13 protein-coding genes, 5 tRNA genes and 2 rRNA genes (1 of these 20 cut by a window edge) are annotated in these 18309 nt (G+C 67.2%); all 20 read right to left on the reverse strand.

Features of this window, described 5'->3' with window-relative positions; all coding sequences use genetic code 11:
• Positions 1-4: 4 nt before the first annotated feature.
• Complete coding sequence (gene rpsL / locus HHAL_RS04370; RefSeq protein ID WP_011813662.1) at positions 5-382, reverse strand: 30S ribosomal protein S12; 378 nt, start codon at positions 380-382, stop codon at positions 5-7.
• Positions 383-532: 150 nt separating this feature from the next.
• Positions 533-4825, reverse strand: coding sequence for a DNA-directed RNA polymerase subunit beta' (gene rpoC, locus HHAL_RS04375; RefSeq protein WP_041595058.1), 4293 nt, complete (start codon positions 4823-4825; stop codon positions 533-535).
• A 172-nt stretch (positions 4826-4997) separates the two neighbouring features.
• Positions 4998-9143 carry a DNA-directed RNA polymerase subunit beta gene (gene rpoB / locus HHAL_RS04380; protein ID WP_011813664.1) on the reverse strand — a complete coding sequence of 1382 codons (4146 nt, stop codon included), beginning with the start codon at positions 9141-9143 and terminating at the stop codon, positions 4998-5000.
• A 215-nt stretch (positions 9144-9358) separates the two neighbouring features.
• Positions 9359-9745: a 50S ribosomal protein L7/L12 gene (gene rplL / locus HHAL_RS04385; RefSeq protein WP_011813665.1), complete on the reverse strand. Its 387-nt coding sequence runs from the start codon at positions 9743-9745 to the stop codon at positions 9359-9361.
• Positions 9746-9809: 64 nt separating this feature from the next.
• Positions 9810-10337: a 50S ribosomal protein L10 gene (gene rplJ, locus HHAL_RS04390; protein ID WP_011813666.1), complete on the reverse strand. Its 528-nt coding sequence runs from the start codon at positions 10335-10337 to the stop codon at positions 9810-9812.
• 280 nt (positions 10338-10617) lie between these two features.
• The gene (gene rplA, locus HHAL_RS04395) at positions 10618-11313 is read right to left on the reverse strand and encodes a 50S ribosomal protein L1 (RefSeq protein WP_011813667.1); all 696 of its coding nucleotides are present in this window, start codon (positions 11311-11313) and stop codon (positions 10618-10620) included.
• A 3-nt stretch (positions 11314-11316) separates the two neighbouring features.
• Positions 11317-11748 carry a 50S ribosomal protein L11 gene (gene rplK / locus HHAL_RS04400; protein WP_011813668.1) on the reverse strand — a complete coding sequence of 144 codons (432 nt, stop codon included), beginning with the start codon at positions 11746-11748 and terminating at the stop codon, positions 11317-11319.
• An 80-nt stretch (positions 11749-11828) separates the two neighbouring features.
• Positions 11829-12362 (reverse strand): transcription termination/antitermination protein NusG, encoded by a 534-nt coding sequence (nusG, locus tag HHAL_RS04405; protein WP_011813669.1) that lies wholly within the window; start codon positions 12360-12362, stop codon positions 11829-11831.
• Between the two features lie 3 nt (positions 12363-12365).
• A complete protein-coding gene (gene secE, locus HHAL_RS04410; protein ID WP_041595397.1) occupies positions 12366-12743 on the reverse strand; it encodes a preprotein translocase subunit SecE in 378 nt (125 codons plus the stop codon).
• A gap of 57 nt (positions 12744-12800) precedes the next feature.
• A tRNA-Trp gene (locus HHAL_RS04415) sits at positions 12801-12876 on the reverse strand.
• Positions 12877-12934: 58 nt separating this feature from the next.
• Positions 12935-14125, reverse strand: a complete 1191-nt coding sequence (gene tuf / locus HHAL_RS04420; protein WP_011813671.1) for an elongation factor Tu — start codon at positions 14123-14125, stop codon at positions 12935-12937.
• Between the two features lie 64 nt (positions 14126-14189).
• Positions 14190-14265: transfer RNA gene (locus tag HHAL_RS04425), tRNA-Thr, on the reverse strand.
• A 38-nt stretch (positions 14266-14303) separates the two neighbouring features.
• Positions 14304-14377, reverse strand: a tRNA-Gly gene (locus HHAL_RS04430).
• Between the two features lie 61 nt (positions 14378-14438).
• Positions 14439-14523 (reverse strand) — tRNA-Tyr (locus tag HHAL_RS04435).
• Positions 14524-14571: 48 nt separating this feature from the next.
• A tRNA-Thr gene (locus tag HHAL_RS04440) sits at positions 14572-14647 on the reverse strand.
• 19 nt (positions 14648-14666) lie between these two features.
• Positions 14667-15212 carry a hypothetical protein gene (locus HHAL_RS04445; RefSeq protein ID WP_011813672.1) on the reverse strand — a complete coding sequence of 182 codons (546 nt, stop codon included), beginning with the start codon at positions 15210-15212 and terminating at the stop codon, positions 14667-14669.
• A complete protein-coding gene (locus tag HHAL_RS04450; protein ID WP_011813673.1) occupies positions 15209-15973 on the reverse strand; it encodes a pantothenate kinase in 765 nt (254 codons plus the stop codon). Before HHAL_RS04450 ends, HHAL_RS04445 begins: the two co-directional genes overlap by 4 nt.
• Entirely contained in the window at positions 15970-16947 is a 978-nt protein-coding gene (locus tag HHAL_RS04455) for a biotin--[acetyl-CoA-carboxylase] ligase (protein ID WP_011813674.1), read from the reverse strand. Before HHAL_RS04455 ends, HHAL_RS04450 begins: the two co-directional genes overlap by 4 nt.
• Before the next feature lie 108 nt (positions 16948-17055).
• Positions 17056-17172: ribosomal RNA gene (rrf, locus tag HHAL_RS04460) — 5S ribosomal RNA — on the reverse strand.
• A 93-nt stretch (positions 17173-17265) separates the two neighbouring features.
• Positions 17266-18309: ribosomal RNA gene (locus tag HHAL_RS04465) — 23S ribosomal RNA — on the reverse strand; it runs 1851 nt beyond the window's last position.

Raw genomic sequence — 18309 nt, forward strand, 5'->3', positions numbered from 1 at the left:
CCCGTTACTTCTTCTTCGGGCGCTTGGCGCCGTACTTGGAACGACCCTGCCGGCGCTTGTCGACACCCGCCGTATCCGCAGCACCGCGGACGACGTGGTAGCGCACACCAGGCAGGTCCTTGACACGCCCGCCACGAATGAGGACGACCGAGTGCTCCTGGAGGTTGTGTCCCTCACCACCGATGTAGGAGGCCACCTCGTAACTGTTGGTCAGACGCACACGCGCCACCTTACGCAGAGCGGAGTTCGGCTTCTTCGGCGTGGTGGTGTAGACGCGAGTGCATACGCCGCGCTTCTGAGGGCACGCCTCCAGCGCCGGCACACTGCTCTTCGCGGTGCGCTTGGTGCGACCTTTGCGCACCAACTGGTTCACTGTCGCCATAGGGTTTTGCGCTCCGTACCGACCCAAAAACGACAGGCCGGATGGCCGGCCTGTCGAAGACGCGGCATTCTAGGGTGATCCCGCGCCCTTGTCAATGACACGCCCCGGGACCACCCCGGGGCGCACGGCTTGCGTTACTTGATTTCGCGGCTACTCGACCTCGGGCCCGCTCGCCTCATCGGACGGGCTGGGGCCCTCGCCCTCGCCTTGGCCGAGGGAGGCGAAGACCTCCTCGGCCTGCTGCTCCGGCGTCGCCGCCGGCGCGGGTGCCTCCTGGCGACGGGCTGCGTGGTAGGCGAAGCCGGTGCCCGCCGGGATGAGCCGGCCGACGATGACGTTCTCCTTGAGGCCACGCAGGTCGTCGCGGATACCGCGAGTCGCCGCCTCGGTCAGCACCCGGGTGGTCTCCTGGAAGGAGGCTGCCGAGATGAACGACTCGGTGGACAGCGACGCCTTGGTGATGCCCAGCAGCGACGGCTCCCACTGCGCCGGCTGCTTGTCCTGCGCCTGGAGTTGCTCGTTCTCTTCGAGCAGCTTCGCCCGATCCACCTGCTCGCCCTTGAGGTGCAGCGAGTCGCCCGGATCGGAGACGATGGTCTTGCGCAGCATCTGCCGGACGATCACCTCGATGTGCTTGTCGTTGATGCCCACACCCTGGAGGCGGAAGACGTCCTGGATCTCCTGGACGATGTACTCGGCGAGCTTGGTCACGCCGAGCAGCCGCAGGATGTCGTGGGGGTTGGGCTCGCCATCGGCGATGGTCTCGCCCTTCTCCACGTGCTCGCCCTCAAAGACGGTGACGTTCCGCCACTTCGGGATGAGCTCCTCGTGGGTCTCGCCGTCGGCCTTGGTGATGATCAGCCGCTGCTTGCCCTTGGTCTCCTTGCCGAAGCCGACGGTGCCGGAGGCCTCGGCGAGGATCGCCGGCTCCTTCGGCTTACGCGCCTCGAACAGGTCGGCCACCCGCGGCAGACCACCGGTGATGTCACGCGTCTTGGACGCCTCTTGCGGGATACGCGCCAGGGCGTCACCCACGCGCACCTCGGCGTTGTCCTCGAGCGAGACGATGGCCCCGGCCGGCAGGTAGTAGTGGGCCGGGATCTGCGTACCGGCGATGTTCAGGTCGTTGCCGTCACCGTCGACCAGCTTGATCATCGGCCGCAGGTCCTTGTAGGCGACCCGCTCCTCGGTGACCTTGCCGTTGGCGTTGGTGACCTGACGCTTGTGCTCGCCGGTGCCCCGGCTCTTCGGGTCGGTGACCACCAGGCTCGACAGGCCGGTGACCTCGTCGACCTCGCGCTGGACCGTGACGCCCTCGACGAAGTCGTGGAAGCGCACGTAGCCGTCCACCTCGGTGACGATCGGGTGGGTATGGGGGTCCCAGTTGGCCACCACCTGCCCGGCCTCCACCGGGTCCTCGTCGCCGACGCTGAGCACGGCGCCGTAGGGGATCTTGTAGCGCTCCCGCTCGCGGCCGTACTCGTCCATGACGGTGAGCTCGCCGGAGCGCGACACGGCCACGTAGCTGCCGGAGTGGTGCTGCACGGTCTTGATGTTGTGCAGTCGCGCCTTACCGGTGTTGCGCACCTCCACCTGGGAGACCGCGGCCGCCCGCGAGGCGGCGCCGCCAATGTGGAAGGTCCGCATGGTCAGCTGCGTACCCGGCTCGCCGATGGACTGCGCGGCGATGACGCCGACGGCCTCGCCGATGTTCACGCCGTGGCCACGGGCCAGGTCGCGGCCGTAGCACTTGGCGCAGACGCCGTGACGGGTCTCACAGGTGACCGCGGAGCGGACCTTGATCTCGTCGACGCCCATGCGCTCGAGGCGCTCGACCCAGTCCTCGTCGAGCAGCGTCCCGGCCTCGACGGCGATGTCGGTGCTCCCCGGTACGGCCACGTCCTCGGCCACCACGCGGCCCAGCACCCGCTCAGCGAGGGTCTCGACCACGTCGCCGCCCTCAATGATCGGGGTCTGCACCAACCCATCGGTGGTGCCGCAGTCTTCCTCGGTGACCACCAGGTCCTGGGAGACGTCCACCAAGCGGCGGGTCAGGTAGCCGGAGTTGGCGGTCTTTAGCGCCGTGTCGGCCAGACCCTTACGGGCGCCGTGGGTGGAGATGAAGTACTGCAGGACGTTGAGGCCCTCGCGGAAGTTGGCGGTGATCGGCGTCTCGATGATCGAGCCGTCCGGCTTGGCCATCAGGCCGCGCATGCCGGCGAGCTGACGGATCTGCGCCGCCGAACCACGGGCGCCGGAGTCGGCCATGATGAAGATGGAGTTGAGCGACTTCTGCTCGGTCTCGTTGCCCTCGGCATCGACGACCGTCTCCTTGCCCATCTTCTCCATCATGGCGCCAGCCACCTGGTCGTTGGTGTGCGCCCAGATGTCGACGACCTTGTTGTAACGCTCGCCGCTGGTGACCAGGCCCGAGGCGTACTGGTCCTCGATCTCGCGGACCTCTTCCTCGGCCGAGCGCAGGGCCTCTTCCTTGTCGGTGGGCACCTCCATGTCGTCGACACCGATGGAGACGCCGGCCTTGGTGGAATAGAAGAAGCCGGTGTACATCAGCTGGTCAGCGAAGACCACCGTGCCCTTCAGGCCGACGCGGCGGTAGCAGGCGTTCACCAGCCCCGAGACGCCTTTCTTGTCGAGCTCACGGTCGACGGCCTCGAAGGGCAGACCGTCCGGCACGATGTCGAACAGCAGGGCCCGGCCGATGGTGGTCTGCCGGCGCTGAACGCGCTCGACCATCTCACCGCTGTCGTCGAAGACCCGCTCGCGGATGCGCACCTCGACCCGCGCGCCGAGTTCCGCGGCGCCGGTCTGGTAGGCGCGGTGAACCTCTTCGACGCCGGCCAGGCGCATGCCTTCGCCGCGGGCGTTTACGCGCTCGCGGGTCATGTAATAGATGCCGAGCACCACGTCCTGGGAGGGGACGATGATCGGCTCGCCCGAGGCCGGCGAGAGGATGTTGTTGGTGGACATCATCATCGCCCGGGACTCGAGCTGCGCCTCGAGCGACAGCGGCACGTGGACCGCCATCTGGTCGCCGTCGAAGTCGGCGTTGTAGGCGGTGCACACCAGCGGGTGGAGCTGGATGGCCTTGCCCTCGATGAGCACCGGCTCGAAGGCCTGGATACCCAGGCGGTGGAGCGTCGGCGCGCGGTTGAGCAGCACCGGGTGCTCGCGGATGACCTCGTCGAGGATGTCCCAGACCTCGCCGGTCTCGCGCTCGACCATCTTCTTGGCCGCCTTGATGGTGGTGGCCAGGCCGCGGCGCTGCAGCTTGGAGAAGATGAACGGCTTGAACAGCTCCAGGGCCATGCGCTTGGGCAGACCACACTGGTGCAGGCGCAGGGTAGGGCCGACGACGATGACCGAGCGGCCGGAGTAGTCGACACGCTTGCCCAGCAGGTTCTGGCGGAAGCGACCCTGCTTGCCCTTGATCATGTCGGCCAGGGACTTGAGCGGGCGCTTGTTGGTGCCCGTGATCGCCCGGCCGCGGCGACCGTTGTCGAGCAGGGCGTCGACGGACTCCTGGAGCATGCGCTTCTCGTTGCGCACGATGATGTCCGGCGCGGCCAGTTCGAGCAGCCGCTTGAGGCGGTTGTTGCGGTTGATCACCCGCCGGTAGAGGTCGTTGAGGTCCGACGTGGCGAACCGGCCGCCGTCGAGGGGCACCAGCGGCCGCAGGTCCGGCGGCAGCACGGGCAGGACGGTCATGATCAGCCACTCGGGCTTGTTCCCCGACTCAAGGAAGGCCTCGAGGAGCTTGAGCCGCTTGGACAGGCGCTTGATCTTGGACTCAGAGCCGGTGGCCTCGATGTCGTCGCGCAGACGCCGAGCCTCGGCCTCCAGGTCCATGCCCTTGAGGATCTCGAGCACCGCCTCGGCGCCCATGCGGGCGTCGAACTCGTCGCCGTGCTCCTCGACCGCCTCCAGGTACTGCTCGTCGGTGAGCAGCTGCCCCTGCTCGAGCGGCGTCATGCCGGGCTCGATGACGATGTACGCCTCGAAGTAGAGCACCCGCTCGACGTCGCGTAGGGTCATGTCCAGCAGCAGGCCGATGCGCGACGGCAGGCTCTTGAGGAACCAGATGTGCGCCACGGGGCTGGCCAGGTCGATATGGCCCATGCGCTCGCGCCGTACCTTGGCGACGGTCACCTCGACGCCGCACTTCTCACAGACCACGCCGCGGTGCTTGAGGCGCTTGTACTTGCCGCACAGGCACTCGTAGTCCTTCACCGGGCCGAAGATCTTGGCGCAGAAGAGCCCGTCACGCTCCGGCTTGAAGGTGCGGTAGTTGATGGTCTCCGGCTTCTTGACCTCGCCGTAGGACCAGGAGCGGATCATCTCGGGCGATGCCAGCCCGATCCGAATCGCATCGAAGTCCTCCAGCTGAGCACCCGGCTGCTTGAAAAGGTTGAGAAGATCTCTCATGTCTGCTGCCCGCTCGCGCGTTGATCTCAAGTCGCCGCCGCTAGCCCGGCGGCTCGGACCCCGGGGCATCGGCCCCGGGCATCTGAACCTGTACGCCAGCGCTCAGGCGGCGCCCGGCCACGGCCCCCAAAGGTCACCGCGGCCGCCGCGCACCCGCCGCTGAGCGCCGCTGTCAGTCGTCCCTCTCCAGTTCGATGTTGATGCCCAGGGAACGGATCTCCTTGACCAGGACGTTGAACGACTCCGGCATACCGGCCTCCATGCGGTGGTCCCCGTCGACGATGTTCTTGTACATCTTGGTCCGGCCGCTGACGTCGTCGGACTTGACGGTGAGCATCTCCTGCAGCGTGTACGCCGCACCGTACGCCTCCAGCGCCCAGACCTCCATCTCGCCGAAGCGCTGACCACCGAACTGCGCCTTGCCGCCCAGCGGCTGCTGGGTCACCAGCGAGTACGGGCCGGTGGCGCGGGCGTGGACCTTGTCGTCGACCAGGTGGTTGAGCTTGAGCATGTACATATAGCCCACCGTGATCGGCCGGTCGAAGGCGTCGCCGGTCCGCCCGTCGTAGAGCGTGGTCTGCCCCGACTCGGGCAGCCCGGCGAGTTTCAGCCAGCGCTTGATCTCGCCCTCGTTGGCGCCGTCGAAGACCGGCGTCGCCGCAGGCACCCCACCTTTGAGATTGTGGCAGAGCTCCTGGAGTTCCTCCTCGCTGAGGGTCTCGAGCTCCTCCTTGCGCCCCGAGGCGTCGTAGATCTCGGAGAGATAGCCGCGCAGGGCTTCGGCGTCGGCCTGCTGCTCAAGCATCTGCCCGATCTGGTGGCCCAGCCCACGCGCCGCCCAGCCGAGGTGCGTCTCGAGCACCTGGCCGACGTTCATCCGCGACGGCACGCCGAGCGGCGAGAGAACCACCTCCACCGGAGTGCCGTCGTCCATGTAGGGCATGTCCTCCTCGGGGACGATCATGGAGATCACGCCCTTGTTGCCGTGGCGGCCGGCGAACTTGTCGCCCGGCTGCAGGCGGCGCTTGACGGCCAGGTGGACCTTGACGGTCTTGAGCACGCCCGGGGAGAGGTCGTCACCGGCGGTGATCTTCTCCTTCTTCTCCTGGAAGCGCCGCTCGAAGCGGTCCCGCTGGGTCTCGAGCTGGTGGCGCACCGCCTCGAGCTGCTGGTTGACCGCCTCGTCGCGCATGCGGATCTCGAACCAGCGCTCCCGCGGCAGGTCCTGCAGGTACGCCTCGGTGACCTCGGCACCGCTGCCGAGCCCCTTGGGACCACCCTCGGCGACCTTGCCGACGAGCAGCTTCTCGAGGCGGGCGTAGGCGTCGTCCTCGAAGATGCGTGCCTCGTCGTCCAGGTCCTTGCGCACCCGGGCGATCTCCTCGCGCTCGATGGCGCGGGCCCGCTCGTCCTTCTCGACGCCGTCGCGGGTGAAGACCTGGACGTCGATGACGGTACCGTCCATGCCGGTGGGCACCCGCAGCGAGGTGTCCTTCACGTCGGACGCCTTCTCGCCGAAGATCGCCCGCAGCAGCTTCTCCTCCGGCGTGAGCTGGGTCTCGCCCTTGGGCGTGACCTTGCCGACGAGGATGTCACCGGCCTTGACCTCGGCACCGATGTAGACGATGCCCGACTCGTCGAGGCGGGAGAGCGCCGACTCGGAGACGTTGGGGATGTCCGAGGTGATCTCCTCGCTGCCGAGCTTGGTGTCCCGGGCGACGCAGGTCAGCTCCTCGATGTGGACGGAGGTGTAGCGATCCTCCTTGACCAGCTTCTCGGAGATGAGGATCGAGTCCTCGAAGTTGTAGCCGTTCCACGGCATGAAAGCGACCAGCATGTTCTGGCCCAGGGCCAGCTCGCCCATGTCCGTCGACGGCCCGTCGGCCAGGGCGTCGCCCCGGGCCACGCGGTCCCCGACATGCACCAGCGGCTTCTGGCTGAAGCAGGTGTTCTGGTTGGAGCGGGTGTACTTGGTCAGGCTGTAGATGTCGACGCCCGGCTCGCCCGGGGTGGTCTCTTCATCATCCACCCGCACGACGATCCGGCCCGAGTCGACTTGCTCGACCACGCCGCCACGCTCGGCGGTGACGATGACGCCGGAGTCGCGGGCCACGGTGCGCTCCATGCCGGTGCCCACCAGGGGCTTGTCGGCGCGCAGCGTCGGCACCGCCTGGCGCTGCATGTTCGCCCCCATCAGGGCGCGGTTGGCGTCGTCGTGCTCGAGGAACGGCACCAGCGAGGCGGCCACCGAGACGATCTGCCGCGGCGAGACGTCCATGTACTGGACGCGGTCCGCCGTCGCCATAGTGAACTCGTTCTGGTGCCGGCAGGAGATCAGGTCGTCGGCCAGGTAGCCGCTCTCATCGACCCGGGCGTTGGCCTGAGCGATGACATAACGCGACTCCTCGATCGCCGACAGGTACTCGACCTGGTCGGTGACCTGGCCGTCGACCACCTTGCGGTAGGCGGTCTCCAGAAAGCCGTAGCGGTTGGCCCGGGCGTAGACGGCCAGGGAGTTGATCAGGCCGATATTCGGCCCCTCCGGCGTCTCGATCGGGCAGACCCGGCCGTAGTGGGTCGGGTGCACGTCGCGGACCTCGAAGCCGGCCCGCTCGCGGGTCAGGCCGCCCGGACCCAGCGCCGAGATCCGCCGCTTGTGGGTGACCTCGGAGAGCGGGTTGTTCTGGTCCATGAACTGCGACAGCTGCGAGGAGCCGAAGAACTCCTTGATGGCTGCGGCCACCGGCTTGGCGTTGATCAGCTCCTGGGGCATCAGCCCCTCGCTCTCGGCCAGCGACAGGCGCTCCTTGACCGCGCGCTCGACCCGGACCAGGCCGACGCGGAAGACGTTCTCGGCCATCTCGCCCACCGAACGCACGCGACGGTTGCCGAGGTGGTCGATGTCGTCCACCTGGCCGTTGCCGTTGCGGATGTCGATGAGCTCGCGGAGCACGTCGAGGATGTCGGAGCTCTCACCGTACTGCTCGATGAGATCGTCCGCCTCTTTGTCGGCGTTGCCCAGGCCGGCGAAGTACTTGCCGTCATAGAGGATGCCCGGACCCCGCACCTCGTCGCGGCCAACCCGCAGGTTGAACTTCATCCGCCCCACCGGCGACAGGTCGTAGCGGTCGCTGGTGAAGAACAGGGTGTGGAAGAGGTTCTCCGCGGCGTCCTTGGTCGGCGGCTCGCCGGGACGCATCATGCGGTAGATTTCGACCAGCGCCTCCATCTGGCTGCGCGTGGCGTCGGCGGCCAGGGTGGTGGACATGTACGGGCCGCGGTCGAGATCGTTGACGAACAGGGTTTCGATCTCGCGGATGCCGGCGTCGAACAGCGACTGGGTGATCTCCGGTGTCAGCGTGGTGTTGGCCTCGGCCAGGATCTCGCCGGTAGCCGGGTCGATCACGTCGTGGGCGATGATCTTGCCGGTGAGGTAGTCCTCGGGCACCTCGAGCTGCTCGACGCCCGACTTCTGCAGCTGCTTGACGTGGCGCGCGGTGACCCGGCGCCCGGCCTCGACGATGGTCTCGCCGCCGGCGACGATGTCGAAGCTGGCGGTCTCGCCGCGCAGGCGCTCGGGCACCAGGTCGAGCACGACCTTGTTGCCGCTGCCTAGGTGGAAGCGGTCGGTGTCGAAGAAGGCGTAGAGGATCTCCTCGGGGGTATAACCGAGGGCGCGCAGCAGGATCGTCGCCGGCAGCTTGCGGCGCCGGTCGATGCGCACGTAGATGGTGTCCTTGGGATCGAACTCGAAGTCGAGCCAGGAGCCGCGGTACGGGATCACCCGCGCCGAGAAGAGCAGCTTGCCGGAGGAGTGGCTCTTGCCCTTGTCGTGGTCGAAGAAGACACCCGGCGAGCGGTGCAGCTGGTTGACGATCACGCGCTCGGTACCGTTGACCACGAAGGTCCCGGTGGAGGTCATCAGGGGCATCTCCCCCATGTAGACCTCCTGCTCCTTGATGTCCTTCACGCCGCCGCCTTCCTTGTCGTACAGCGCCAGGCGCACCAGCATGCGCAGCGGCGCGGCGTAGGTCAGGCCCCGGCTCTGGCACTCCTTGACCTCGAACGGCGGATCACCGATGCGGTACGAGACGTACTGCAGCTCGGCATTCCCGGAGTGGCTCTGGATCGGGAAGACCGACCGGAACGCGCCCTCGAGGCCTACCTCGGTGTCGCGCGCGTCTTCGCTGACCTCGTCCTGCAGGAATTGCCGGTACGAGTCGACCTGGGTCGCCAGCAGGTAGGGGACATCGAGGATGTTCGGGAGCTTCCCGAAGTCCTTGCGGATGCGCTTCTTCTCGGTGAACGAATAGGCCATCGGGCTTCCTCAGCGCTTGAGCAGCTTCTCGAACCAGACCGCGGATTCCCGCGGACAGCGTTGCCAAAGGGACCGCACCGGGCGTAACGTTGCCTTGTCAGGCGACCCGCGCGGTCTCCGCGTCATTCGGTGGTGCAGTATCAACAGGCGAAGGCCGGCGGCCTCTTGGCCGCCAGCCCGCGCTTACATCCGCTTGGACGGTTGCTCGGTCCAGCTCACTTGAGCTCGACGCTCGCCCCCGCCTCTTCCAGCTTGGCCTTGATGTCGTCGGCCTCTTCCTTCGAGGCGCCTTCCTTGATCGGCGCCGGGCAGCCCTCGACGACCTCCTTCGCCTCCTTCAGGCCCAGGCCGGTCACGCCGCGCACGGCCTTGATGACGCCGACCTTGTTGTCGCCGTGGGAGCTGAGGATCACGTCGAACTCGGTCTGCTCCTCGGCGGCGCCGCCCTCGTCGCCGCCGCCGCCGCCGGCAGCCGGCGCCGCAGCCACGGCGGCAGCCGCGGTGACACCGAACTTCTCTTCCATCGCCTCGATGAGCTCCACGACCTCCATGACGCTCATGTTGGCAATGGACTCAAGGATCTCGTCTTTCGAAGCGGCCATCTGTGTCTCTCCTATTCAATAATCAGCGAGTGGACCCGCGCGGGTCCGGTGGCGTATGGCGAGGTCAGGCGGCCTCTTTGGCGTCGCGCACGGCAGCCAGGGTCCGAACCAGCTTGCCCGGCACCTCGTTGGTGGTGGTGGCGAGCTTCTGGACCGGGGCACGCATGGTCGCCATGAGCTTCGACAGGGCCTCGTCGCGGGTCGGCAGGCTGGCCAACCGGTCGAGGTGCTCGGGGCCGTAAAGCGTGCCGCCGAACGCCACGTTGCGCACGACCAAGCTCTCGTTCTTCTTGCGGAAGTCGCGCACCAGGCGCGCCGCCGCACCCGGGTCGTCCTGCGAGAACGCCAGCAGGAGCGGCCCGTAGAAGCCTTCGGTCATGCATTCGAACTCGGTGCCGGCAACTGCCCGCCGGGCCAGGGTATTCTTGACCACACGGAGGTAGACGCCCTGCTCACGCGCCTGGGCGCGCAGCTGGTCCATCTCCCCGGCAGTCAGGCCCCGGTACTCGGCGGAGACCGCGGTCAGGGCCTCTTGGGCCACCGCAGCCACCTCCTGCACCATCGCCTTTTTCTGCTCCAGACTCAGTCCCATCGTCTGTCTCCTGGGAAGGTTGATCTCCTCGGAAGTCGCCTCCCGGGAGCCGATGGTGCGAACCCCGGGTTGCGGGGTACGCGAATCGACTCTCTCGAGTCGGCTTCACGGTGGCGAAGTGCAGGCTCCTCGCTTGCGCCACCGTCTACGCAGGCGGGTGTCCCCTTTAAGCCCCGAGGGGCACCGGCGGTCTCGGACGGCTGTCGCTATCAGACAGCCGGGCCGGCGTCCGTGCCGGCCAGGTCCGGCGGGCCGCTACGCGGCCCGCCGAGATTCCGCTTTACACCCCGAGGGTGGCCCTGTCGACGCGGACACCCGCGCCCATCGTCGAGGACACGGTGATGCCCTTGATGTAGACCCCCTTGGAGGTGCTCGGCTTGAGCTTGTTCAGGTCGGCGAGCAGCGCGTCGAGGTTCTCGCGCAGCGCCTGCTCGTCGAAGTTGGCGCGGCCAATGGCGGAGTGGATGACGCCGCCACGGTCGGTGCGGTAGCGCACCTGACCGGCCTTGGCGTTGCGCACGGCACCGGCCACGTCGGCGGAGACGGTACCCGTCTTCGGGTTCGGCATCAGGCCACGCGGGCCGAGGACCGGGCCGAGCTTGCCGACCACACCCATGGCGTCGGGGGAGGCGATGACCACGTCGTAGTCCAGCTCGCCGCCCTGCATGCGCTCGGCCAGGTCGTCCATGCCGACGGCATCGGCACCCTCGGCCTGTGCGGCGTCGGCGTTCTCGCCCTGGGCGAACACGGCGACGCGCATGGACTTGCCGGTGCCGTTGGGCAGGACGGTGGAGCCGCGGACGATCTGATCCGACTTCCGCGGGTCGACGCCGAGGTTGACCGCCACGTCGATGCTCTCCGGGAAACGCGCCGTGGCCAGCTCCTTCACCAGGGCCAGGGCCTCATCCACCGGGTAGGCGTGGTTGCCGTCCACGCGCTCGCGAATCTGCTTCTGCCGCTTGGTCAGCTTGGCCATGGCTTAGACCCCCTCCACGTCGATGCCCATGCTCCGCGCGGTACCGGCGATGGAGCGCACCGCCGCGTCCATATCGGAGGCGTTCAAGTCCGGCCACTTGGTCCGGGCGATTTCCTCGAGCTGGTCGCGCTGGACGGTGCCGACCTTCTTGGTGTTCGGCGTGCCGGAGCCGCCCTTGGCGCCGATAGCCTTGAGCAGAAGGACCGGGGCCGGCGGGGTCTTGGTCACAAAGGTGAAGCTGCGGTCGGAGTAGACCGTGATCACCACCGGGATCGGCAGCCCCCCTTCCATCTCCTGGGTCTGGGCGTTGAACGCCTTACAGAACTCCATGATGTTCAGGCCGTGCTGACCGAGGGCGGGACCCACCGGCGGGCTCGGGTTGGCCTGCCCGGCGGGGACCTGCAGCTTGATGTAGGCTTCGATCTTCTTCGCCATGCTTACGTGCTCCTGTCACGGGTGCGAACGCCGGATGAGGGCTCCCCGTGGGGTGAGACGCGCCGGACGGCGCGCCGCGGTTACGTTTTTTCGACCTGGCTGAACTCGAGCTCGACGGGCGTGGAGCGGCCGAAGATGAGCACTGCCACGCGCAGACGGCTCTTCTCGTAGTTGACCTCTTCCACCGCGCCGTTGAAGTCGGTAAACGGGCCGTCGGTGACCCGCACGATCTCACCGACCTCAAACAGGACCTTGGGCCGCGGCTTCTCGGCGCCCTCGCGGACCCGGCTGAGGATCTGCTCGGCCTCGCGATCCGAGATGGGAGCCGGGCGGTCCGGACGACCACCGATGAACCCCATCACCCGCGGGACCTCTTTGACCAGGTGCCAGGTATCGTCGTCGAGCTCCATCTGCACGAGGACGTAGCCGGGGAAGAACTTGCGCTCGCTCTTGCGCTTCTGCCCCTCGCGCATCTCGACGACCTCCTCGGTGGGCACGAGGATCTCGCCGAACTTGTCTTCCATGCCAGCGCGCCGGATGCGCTCCTGAAGGGAACGCTGAACCTGCTTCTCGAAGCCCGAATAGGCGTGGATTACGTACCAGCGCAGTGCCATGCGTCAGCCTCCGTGGCCGGTGATCATGCCGACCAGCCAAAGCAGCAGCAGGTCCATCAGCCAGAGGAAGATGGCCACAATAATCACCACCGCGGCAACAATCAGCGTCGTTTGCAGGGTCTCCTGCCGGGTGGGCCAGACGACCTTGCGCACCTCCTGCTTGGCGCCCTGGGCGAACGACCAGACGCTGCGCCCCTGTGCAGTGGTAGCGAGGACGGCGACGGCGACGCCGACAACGGCCAACAGACCGGCAACGCGGTAGAGGAGCGGCTCGTCACCGAAGACGTAGAACCCGGCCACGGCCCCGAGCGCGAGGGCGATGGCTACGACCCACTTAACGACGTCAAGCGGGGATTTCGCAGTCTCTGCCTTTGACTTCATGGACCCTGCTACCGAAGCGGTCCGGCGAGCCATGCCCGCCGGACCGCGTCGTGAAGTTGGCAGGCCAGGAGGGACTCGAACCCCCAACCTGCGGTTTTGGAGACCGCTGCTCTGCCAATTGAGCTACTGGCCTAGTGTTTGATGACCTGAGGGTGCGGAGTTATATCATCCACACCCCCGGCTTGGCAAGATCAGTCGAGGATCTTGGAGACGACGCCGGCGCCGACGGTGCGGCCACCCTCGCGAATCGCGAAGCGCAGGCCGTCCTCCATGGCGATCGGGGCGATCAGCTGAACCGTCATCTTGACGTTGTCGCCCGGCATCACCATCTCGGTGCCCTCCGGCAGCGTCACCGTACCCGTGACGTCCGTCGTCCGGAAGTAGAACTGCGGACGGTAGCCGTTGAAGAACGGCGTGTGCCGGCCACCCTCGTCCTTGCTCAGGACGTAGACCTCGGCCTCGAAGTGCGTGTGCGGCGTGATCGACTTCGGCTTGCACAGCACCTGGCCGCGCTCGACGTCGTCGCGCTTGATGCCACGCAGCAGCGCGCCGATGTTATCACCGGCCTCACCCTGGTCGAGCAGCTTGCGGAACATCTCGACGCCGGTGCAGGTCGTCTTGCGCGTGTCGGTGATGCCGACGATCTCGACCTCTTCACCGACCTTGATGACACCGCGCTCGACACGACCGGTCACCACCGTGCCGCGGCCGGAGATGGAGAAGACGTCCTCAATGGGCATGAGGAAGTCGCCATCCACCGGACGCTCCGGCTGCGGGATGTGCGCGTCCATCGCCTCGACGAGCTTGATGATCGCCGGACGCCCCATCTCCGAGTCGTCGCCCTCGAGCGCCTTGAGCGCCGAGCCGGTGACCACCGGGATGTTGTCGCCGTCGAAGTCGTAGTCGCTGAGCAGCTCCCGGACCTCCATCTCGACGAGCTCGAGCAGCTCGGCGTCGTCGACCATGTCGGCCTTGTTCAGGAAGACCACGATCGCCGGGACGCCGACCTGACGGGCGAGCAGGATGTGCTCGCGGGTCTGCGGCATCGGGCCGTCGGCGGCGGAGACCACCAGGATCGAGCCGTCCATCTGCGCCGCGCCGGTGATCATGTTCTTGACGTAGTCGGCGTGACCCGGGCAGTCAACGTGGGCGTAGTGACGGGACTCCGACTCGTACTCCACGTGCGCCGTGGCAATCGTGATGCCGCGGGCGCGCTCCTCCGGCGCGTTGTCGATCTGATCGAACGCACGGGCGTCGCCGCCGTGGGCCTCGGCGAGCACCTTGGTCAGGGCCGCAGTCAGCGTCGTCTTGCCATGGTCGACGTGACCGATGGTGCCGACGTTGATGTGCGGCTTCTTGCGCTCGAACTTTTCCTTGGACATGGACGGCTTCTCCCCGTGTTCGCTGATTTTTTGACAGGGCGGTTTGCGCGTTGCGCCATGAAAATGGAGCCCATAACCGGACTCGAACCGGTGACCTCTTCCTTACCAAGGAAGTGCTCTACCTGCTGAGCTATATGGGCCCGCTAAACGGTTGTGCCGCTTGCGGCGGCCAGCTGCCTGGAGCGGGTGATGGGAATCGAACCCACGTCATCAGCTTGGAAGGCTGAGGTTCTACCACTGAACTACACCCGCAGAACCCAAACCTGTTCGTTCGTATTCCACTGCCCCGCCCGCCGGCGCGGCGCTGCTTGTCTGGTGGAGGGGGGAGGATTCGAACCTCCGAAGGCTGTGCCAGCAGATTTACAGTCTGCCCCCGTTGGCCGCTTGGGTACCCCTCCGGATACAGGATGCGAAATTATGCAGATCGATTCGGGCTCTGTCAACGCTGGAGCTGGCGACAGGATTCGAACCTGCGACCCGCTGCTTACAAGGCAGCCGCTCTACCGACTGAGCTACGCCAGCCCGACTCGCTGCATCGTAATCACCATTGAAGCGCATCGCAATGGACCGGGCGCCATAGCTCGCCGAACTGGACGACAGACACCCGTGAGGCGGGGGCCCGGATCACCGCGCGGGCGGTGGGGCGCGTGCGGTAGACGGGCTCGACGGTGGTGTCGATACCGGCCTGGGCCAGGGCCACGGCGTGGTAGTCGGCGTCGGCCCGCTGCCGGTGGATGCCGTAGGAGACGGTGGGCCGGCCGTCCACGCCCTGCGCCAGTGCGGCCCGGAAGCCCGCCGCCTCGGCGGCGTCGATGCGCTCCCGAGCGCGGTCGAGCCGTAGGCGCTCCGGTGCGGCCACCCGGTAGGCCACCAGTTCCTCATGAACTCCCTCTTCGCTCCCGGCAATGTGGCCACGCTGGCGCAGGCTCGCCACCAGGTTCGCCACCCGCTGTCGATCGGCGATCCACGGTGTGGCGTAACAGCCCTCGTCGCCCTCGCCCCGGGGTACGAGCTCCAGGGCGGCCACCGGGACCGGCAGCGTCACGACCAAGAGGATCGATGCCAGCCAGGGCCGCAAACGGGTCAACGCCGGGCCTCGTGTCGACTCCAGTGCAGCAGTCCTTCCAGGACCAAGTAGGGACGGTGGCACCAGGCCGGGCTCAGCCCCGCGGCTAGCTCGCCGCCACCGCCCCCCGTGATCAGGCGCTGCGCGCCCGGGGGGCAGGCGGCGAGGATCGCATCGGCCAGGGCGGTCACCGCTGCTCCGGCGCCGACGGCGACGCCTGCGGCGATGCCTTCCTCGGTGGAGCGCGCCGGCAGGGCGGCGGCGCCGATTGGGCTGTCGGGGAGTCGCGCGGTGCCGCGTGCCAAGGCCTGGTGCAGCAGGCGCGCGCCGGGAAAGATGGCACCGCCGAGGTGCCGGCCGTCGGCGTCCAGTCCGTCGACGGTGATGGCCGTGCCAACATCAACGATGCAGGCGCCCTCCGGCGCTACAGCTCGGGCACCGATGAGCGCGGCCCATCGGTCAACACCGAGCTGCTCGGGCTGGTCGTAGCCGTTGGTGACCCCAGCCGCCGCGGCGCTGGCGACCAGGTGTTGAACCGGCCCCCCCCAGGCGCGCTCCAGCGCCGTATCGAAGCGCCGCTGCCAGGCCGGGGCGAGGACGCTCGCCACGCAGATGCGCGCCGGCGCCACGGTGCTTGGGATCCGCCCGCCCAGAGCCGCTGCCGTGTCCTCGGGTCCGGCGCCGTCGGCGTAGGCCAGGCGGCCGGTCTGCCAGGCCGCGCCCCCCGGCGGGACAACAGCCCACTTGATCGCGCTGTTGCCGAGATCGAGCAGGAGCCTCATGGCGCGCTCCGCTGCAGGTGGGCCTCGCCGCTGGCGAGCGCGACCGGTCCCTGGTCCGTCTCGACGCGCAGTCGGCCGTGCTCGTCGATACCCCGGGCGATCCCGCGGGTGGTACGCCCGGCCGCCTCGAGTTCCACGGTCTGGCCGTGCAGCGCGTCCAGGGCCGGCCAGTCAGCGATCAGCGGGGCCAGACCGTGGGCCTCGAACCTGCGAGCGGCGAGCGCCACCCAGCCGGCGGCCGCGCCGGCCAACCACGAGCGGTCGAGCTCCGGCCCCTGCGGTTCGCTCAGGGCGCCGGGCGGCAGGCCCCGGGGATCGGTGACCTCGGGCATTTGCCGGTTGAGGCCCACCCCCATCACCACGCGGCACGGGCCGAGCGGGTCACCGCGCAGCTCCGTCAGGATGCCGCCGATCTTGCAGCCGGCGACCAATAGGTCGTTGGGCCACTTGACCCGGGCCGGCACGCCGACGCCACGCAATCCGTGGGCGAGAGCCACGGCGACCCCCAACGCCAGGGGGGCGGGTGGCTCGGGCACAGCGTCGAAGTCATGGACGACCGAGAAGTAGATATTGCCCAGCGGGGAGGCCCAGGCGCGCCCGAGCCGCCCGCGTCCGGCGGCCTGACCCTCGGCGAAGACCACGCCGGTGCCGCGCGCCGCCGTCCGGAACGCGTCGGCATTGGTGGAGGGTGGACGGTAGAGGCATTCAAGGCGCGACGGGGGCGGGGCGCCAACGGCCTCCCAGGCGCGCCGCACAGCCGCAGGATCGAGGGCCGCGTAGCCGCCGGGGATGCGGTAACCCCGGCCCCGTACGGCGTCGATGCGCACCCCAGCCTGGCGCAGACGGGACACCGCGCGCGCCACCCCGGCACGGCCGATACCGAGATGCTGCCCGAGCACTGTGCCGGAGGCGAACCGTCCGTCGCTCAGCGCCCGCAGGAGGCGGGTCTCGGTGTTCTGATCCAGGTGTTCCAAGGCCTTGGCGTCTCGCCTCTACGGTCGAATGTGGTCCCTCTTATACCGAACCGTTGGACAAAAAAAACCCCCGGCGTCCTATGGGACGTCGGGGGTTTTGGTGTAGGAGCCTGGCGATGACCTACTCTCGCACGACAGCGTGGTCGCACTACCATCGGCGCTGAGCGGTTTCACTGCCGAGTTCGGAATGGGTTCGGGTGGTTCCCGCTCGCTATGGTCGCCAGGCAAAAACGTTGTGGCCTGGTGGAGCCACTGGTGTTTGGGAAGTTGCCGTCACGCGCTTACGGCATGTCGGTGCTCAATCCGCTTGGGTGTTATATGGCCAAGCCTCACGGGCCATTAGTACGGGTTAGCTTAATGCATTGCTGCACTTCCACACCCCGCCTATCAACGTCCTCGTCTTGGACGGCCCTTTAGGGACCTCGAGGGTCCAGGGAGACCTGATCTTGAGGCGGGCTTCCCGCTTAGATGCTTTCAGCGGTTATCCCTTCCATACGTAGCTACCCGGCTGTGCCACTGGCGTGACAACCGGAACACCAGCGGTATGTCCACTCCGGTCCTCTCGTACTAGGAGTAGAGCCTCTCAAGTCTCCGACGCCCACGGCAGATAGGGACCGAACTGTCTCACGACGTTCTAAACCCAGCTCGCGTACCACTTTAAACGGCGAACAGCCGTACCCTTGGGACCTGCTACAGCCCCAGGATGTGATGAGCCGACATCGAGGTGCCAAACTCCTCCGTCGATGTGGACTCTTGGGAGGAATCAGCCTGTTATCCCCGGAGTACCTTTTATCCGTTGAGCGATGGTCCTTCCATACAGAACCACCGGATCACTAAGGCCGGCTTTCGCCCCTGCTCGACTTGTAGGTCTCGCAGTCAAGCACCCTTCTGCCTTTACACGCACTGCGCGATTTCCGACCGCGCTGAGGGTACCTTCGCGCTCCTCCGTTACTCTTTGGGAGGAGACCGCCCCAGTCAAACTACCTACCACGCACGGTCCCCGACCCGGATGACGGGCCCAGGTTAGAACCCCAAACATGCAAGGGTGGTATCTCAAGGATGGCTCCACGAGAGCTAGCGCGCTCGCTTCAAAGCCTCCCACCTATCCTGCACAAGCATGCTCGAGGTCCAGTGCGAAGCTGTAGTAAAGGTTCACGGGGTCTTTCCGTCTTGCCGCGGGTACACAGCATCTTCACTGCGATTTCAATTTCACTGAGTCCCGGATGGAGACAGTGGGGCCATCGTTACGCCATTCGTGCAGGTCGGAACTTACCCGACAAGGAATTTCGCTACCTTAGGACCGTTATAGTTACGGCCGCCGTTTACCGGGGCTTCGATCAAGAGCTTCGCCCCGAAGGGCTA

This window comes from Halorhodospira halophila SL1, assembly GCF_000015585.1.
In the GTDB taxonomy this organism is placed as follows: Bacteria; Pseudomonadota; Gammaproteobacteria; order Nitrococcales; family Halorhodospiraceae; genus Halorhodospira; species Halorhodospira halophila.

Bases quoted from the DNA above. Each gene is read 5' to 3' on its own strand.
- rpsL (WP_011813662.1), bottom strand. From the start codon at position 382: ATGGCGACAGTGAACCAGTTGGTGCGCAAAGGTCGCACCAAGCGCACC.
- rpoC (WP_041595058.1), bottom strand. From the start codon at position 4,825: ATGAGAGATCTTCTCAACCTTTTCAAGCAGCCGGGTGCTCAGCTGGAG.
- rpoB (WP_011813664.1), bottom strand. From the start codon at position 9,143: ATGGCCTATTCGTTCACCGAGAAGAAGCGCATCCGCAAGGACTTCGGG.
- rplL (WP_011813665.1), bottom strand. From the start codon at position 9,745: ATGGCCGCTTCGAAAGACGAGATCCTTGAGTCCATTGCCAACATGAGC.
- rplJ (WP_011813666.1), bottom strand. From the start codon at position 10,337: ATGGGACTGAGTCTGGAGCAGAAAAAGGCGATGGTGCAGGAGGTGGCT.
- rplA (WP_011813667.1), bottom strand. From the start codon at position 11,313: ATGGCCAAGCTGACCAAGCGGCAGAAGCAGATTCGCGAGCGCGTGGAC.
- rplK (WP_011813668.1), bottom strand. From the start codon at position 11,748: ATGGCGAAGAAGATCGAAGCCTACATCAAGCTGCAGGTCCCCGCCGGG.
- nusG (WP_011813669.1), bottom strand. From the start codon at position 12,362: ATGGCACTGCGCTGGTACGTAATCCACGCCTATTCGGGCTTCGAGAAG.
- secE (WP_041595397.1), bottom strand. From the start codon at position 12,743: ATGAAGTCAAAGGCAGAGACTGCGAAATCCCCGCTTGACGTCGTTAAG.
- tuf (WP_011813671.1), bottom strand. From the start codon at position 14,125: ATGTCCAAGGAAAAGTTCGAGCGCAAGAAGCCGCACATCAACGTCGGC.
- HHAL_RS04450 (WP_011813673.1), bottom strand. From the start codon at position 15,973: ATGAGGCTCCTGCTCGATCTCGGCAACAGCGCGATCAAGTGGGCTGTT.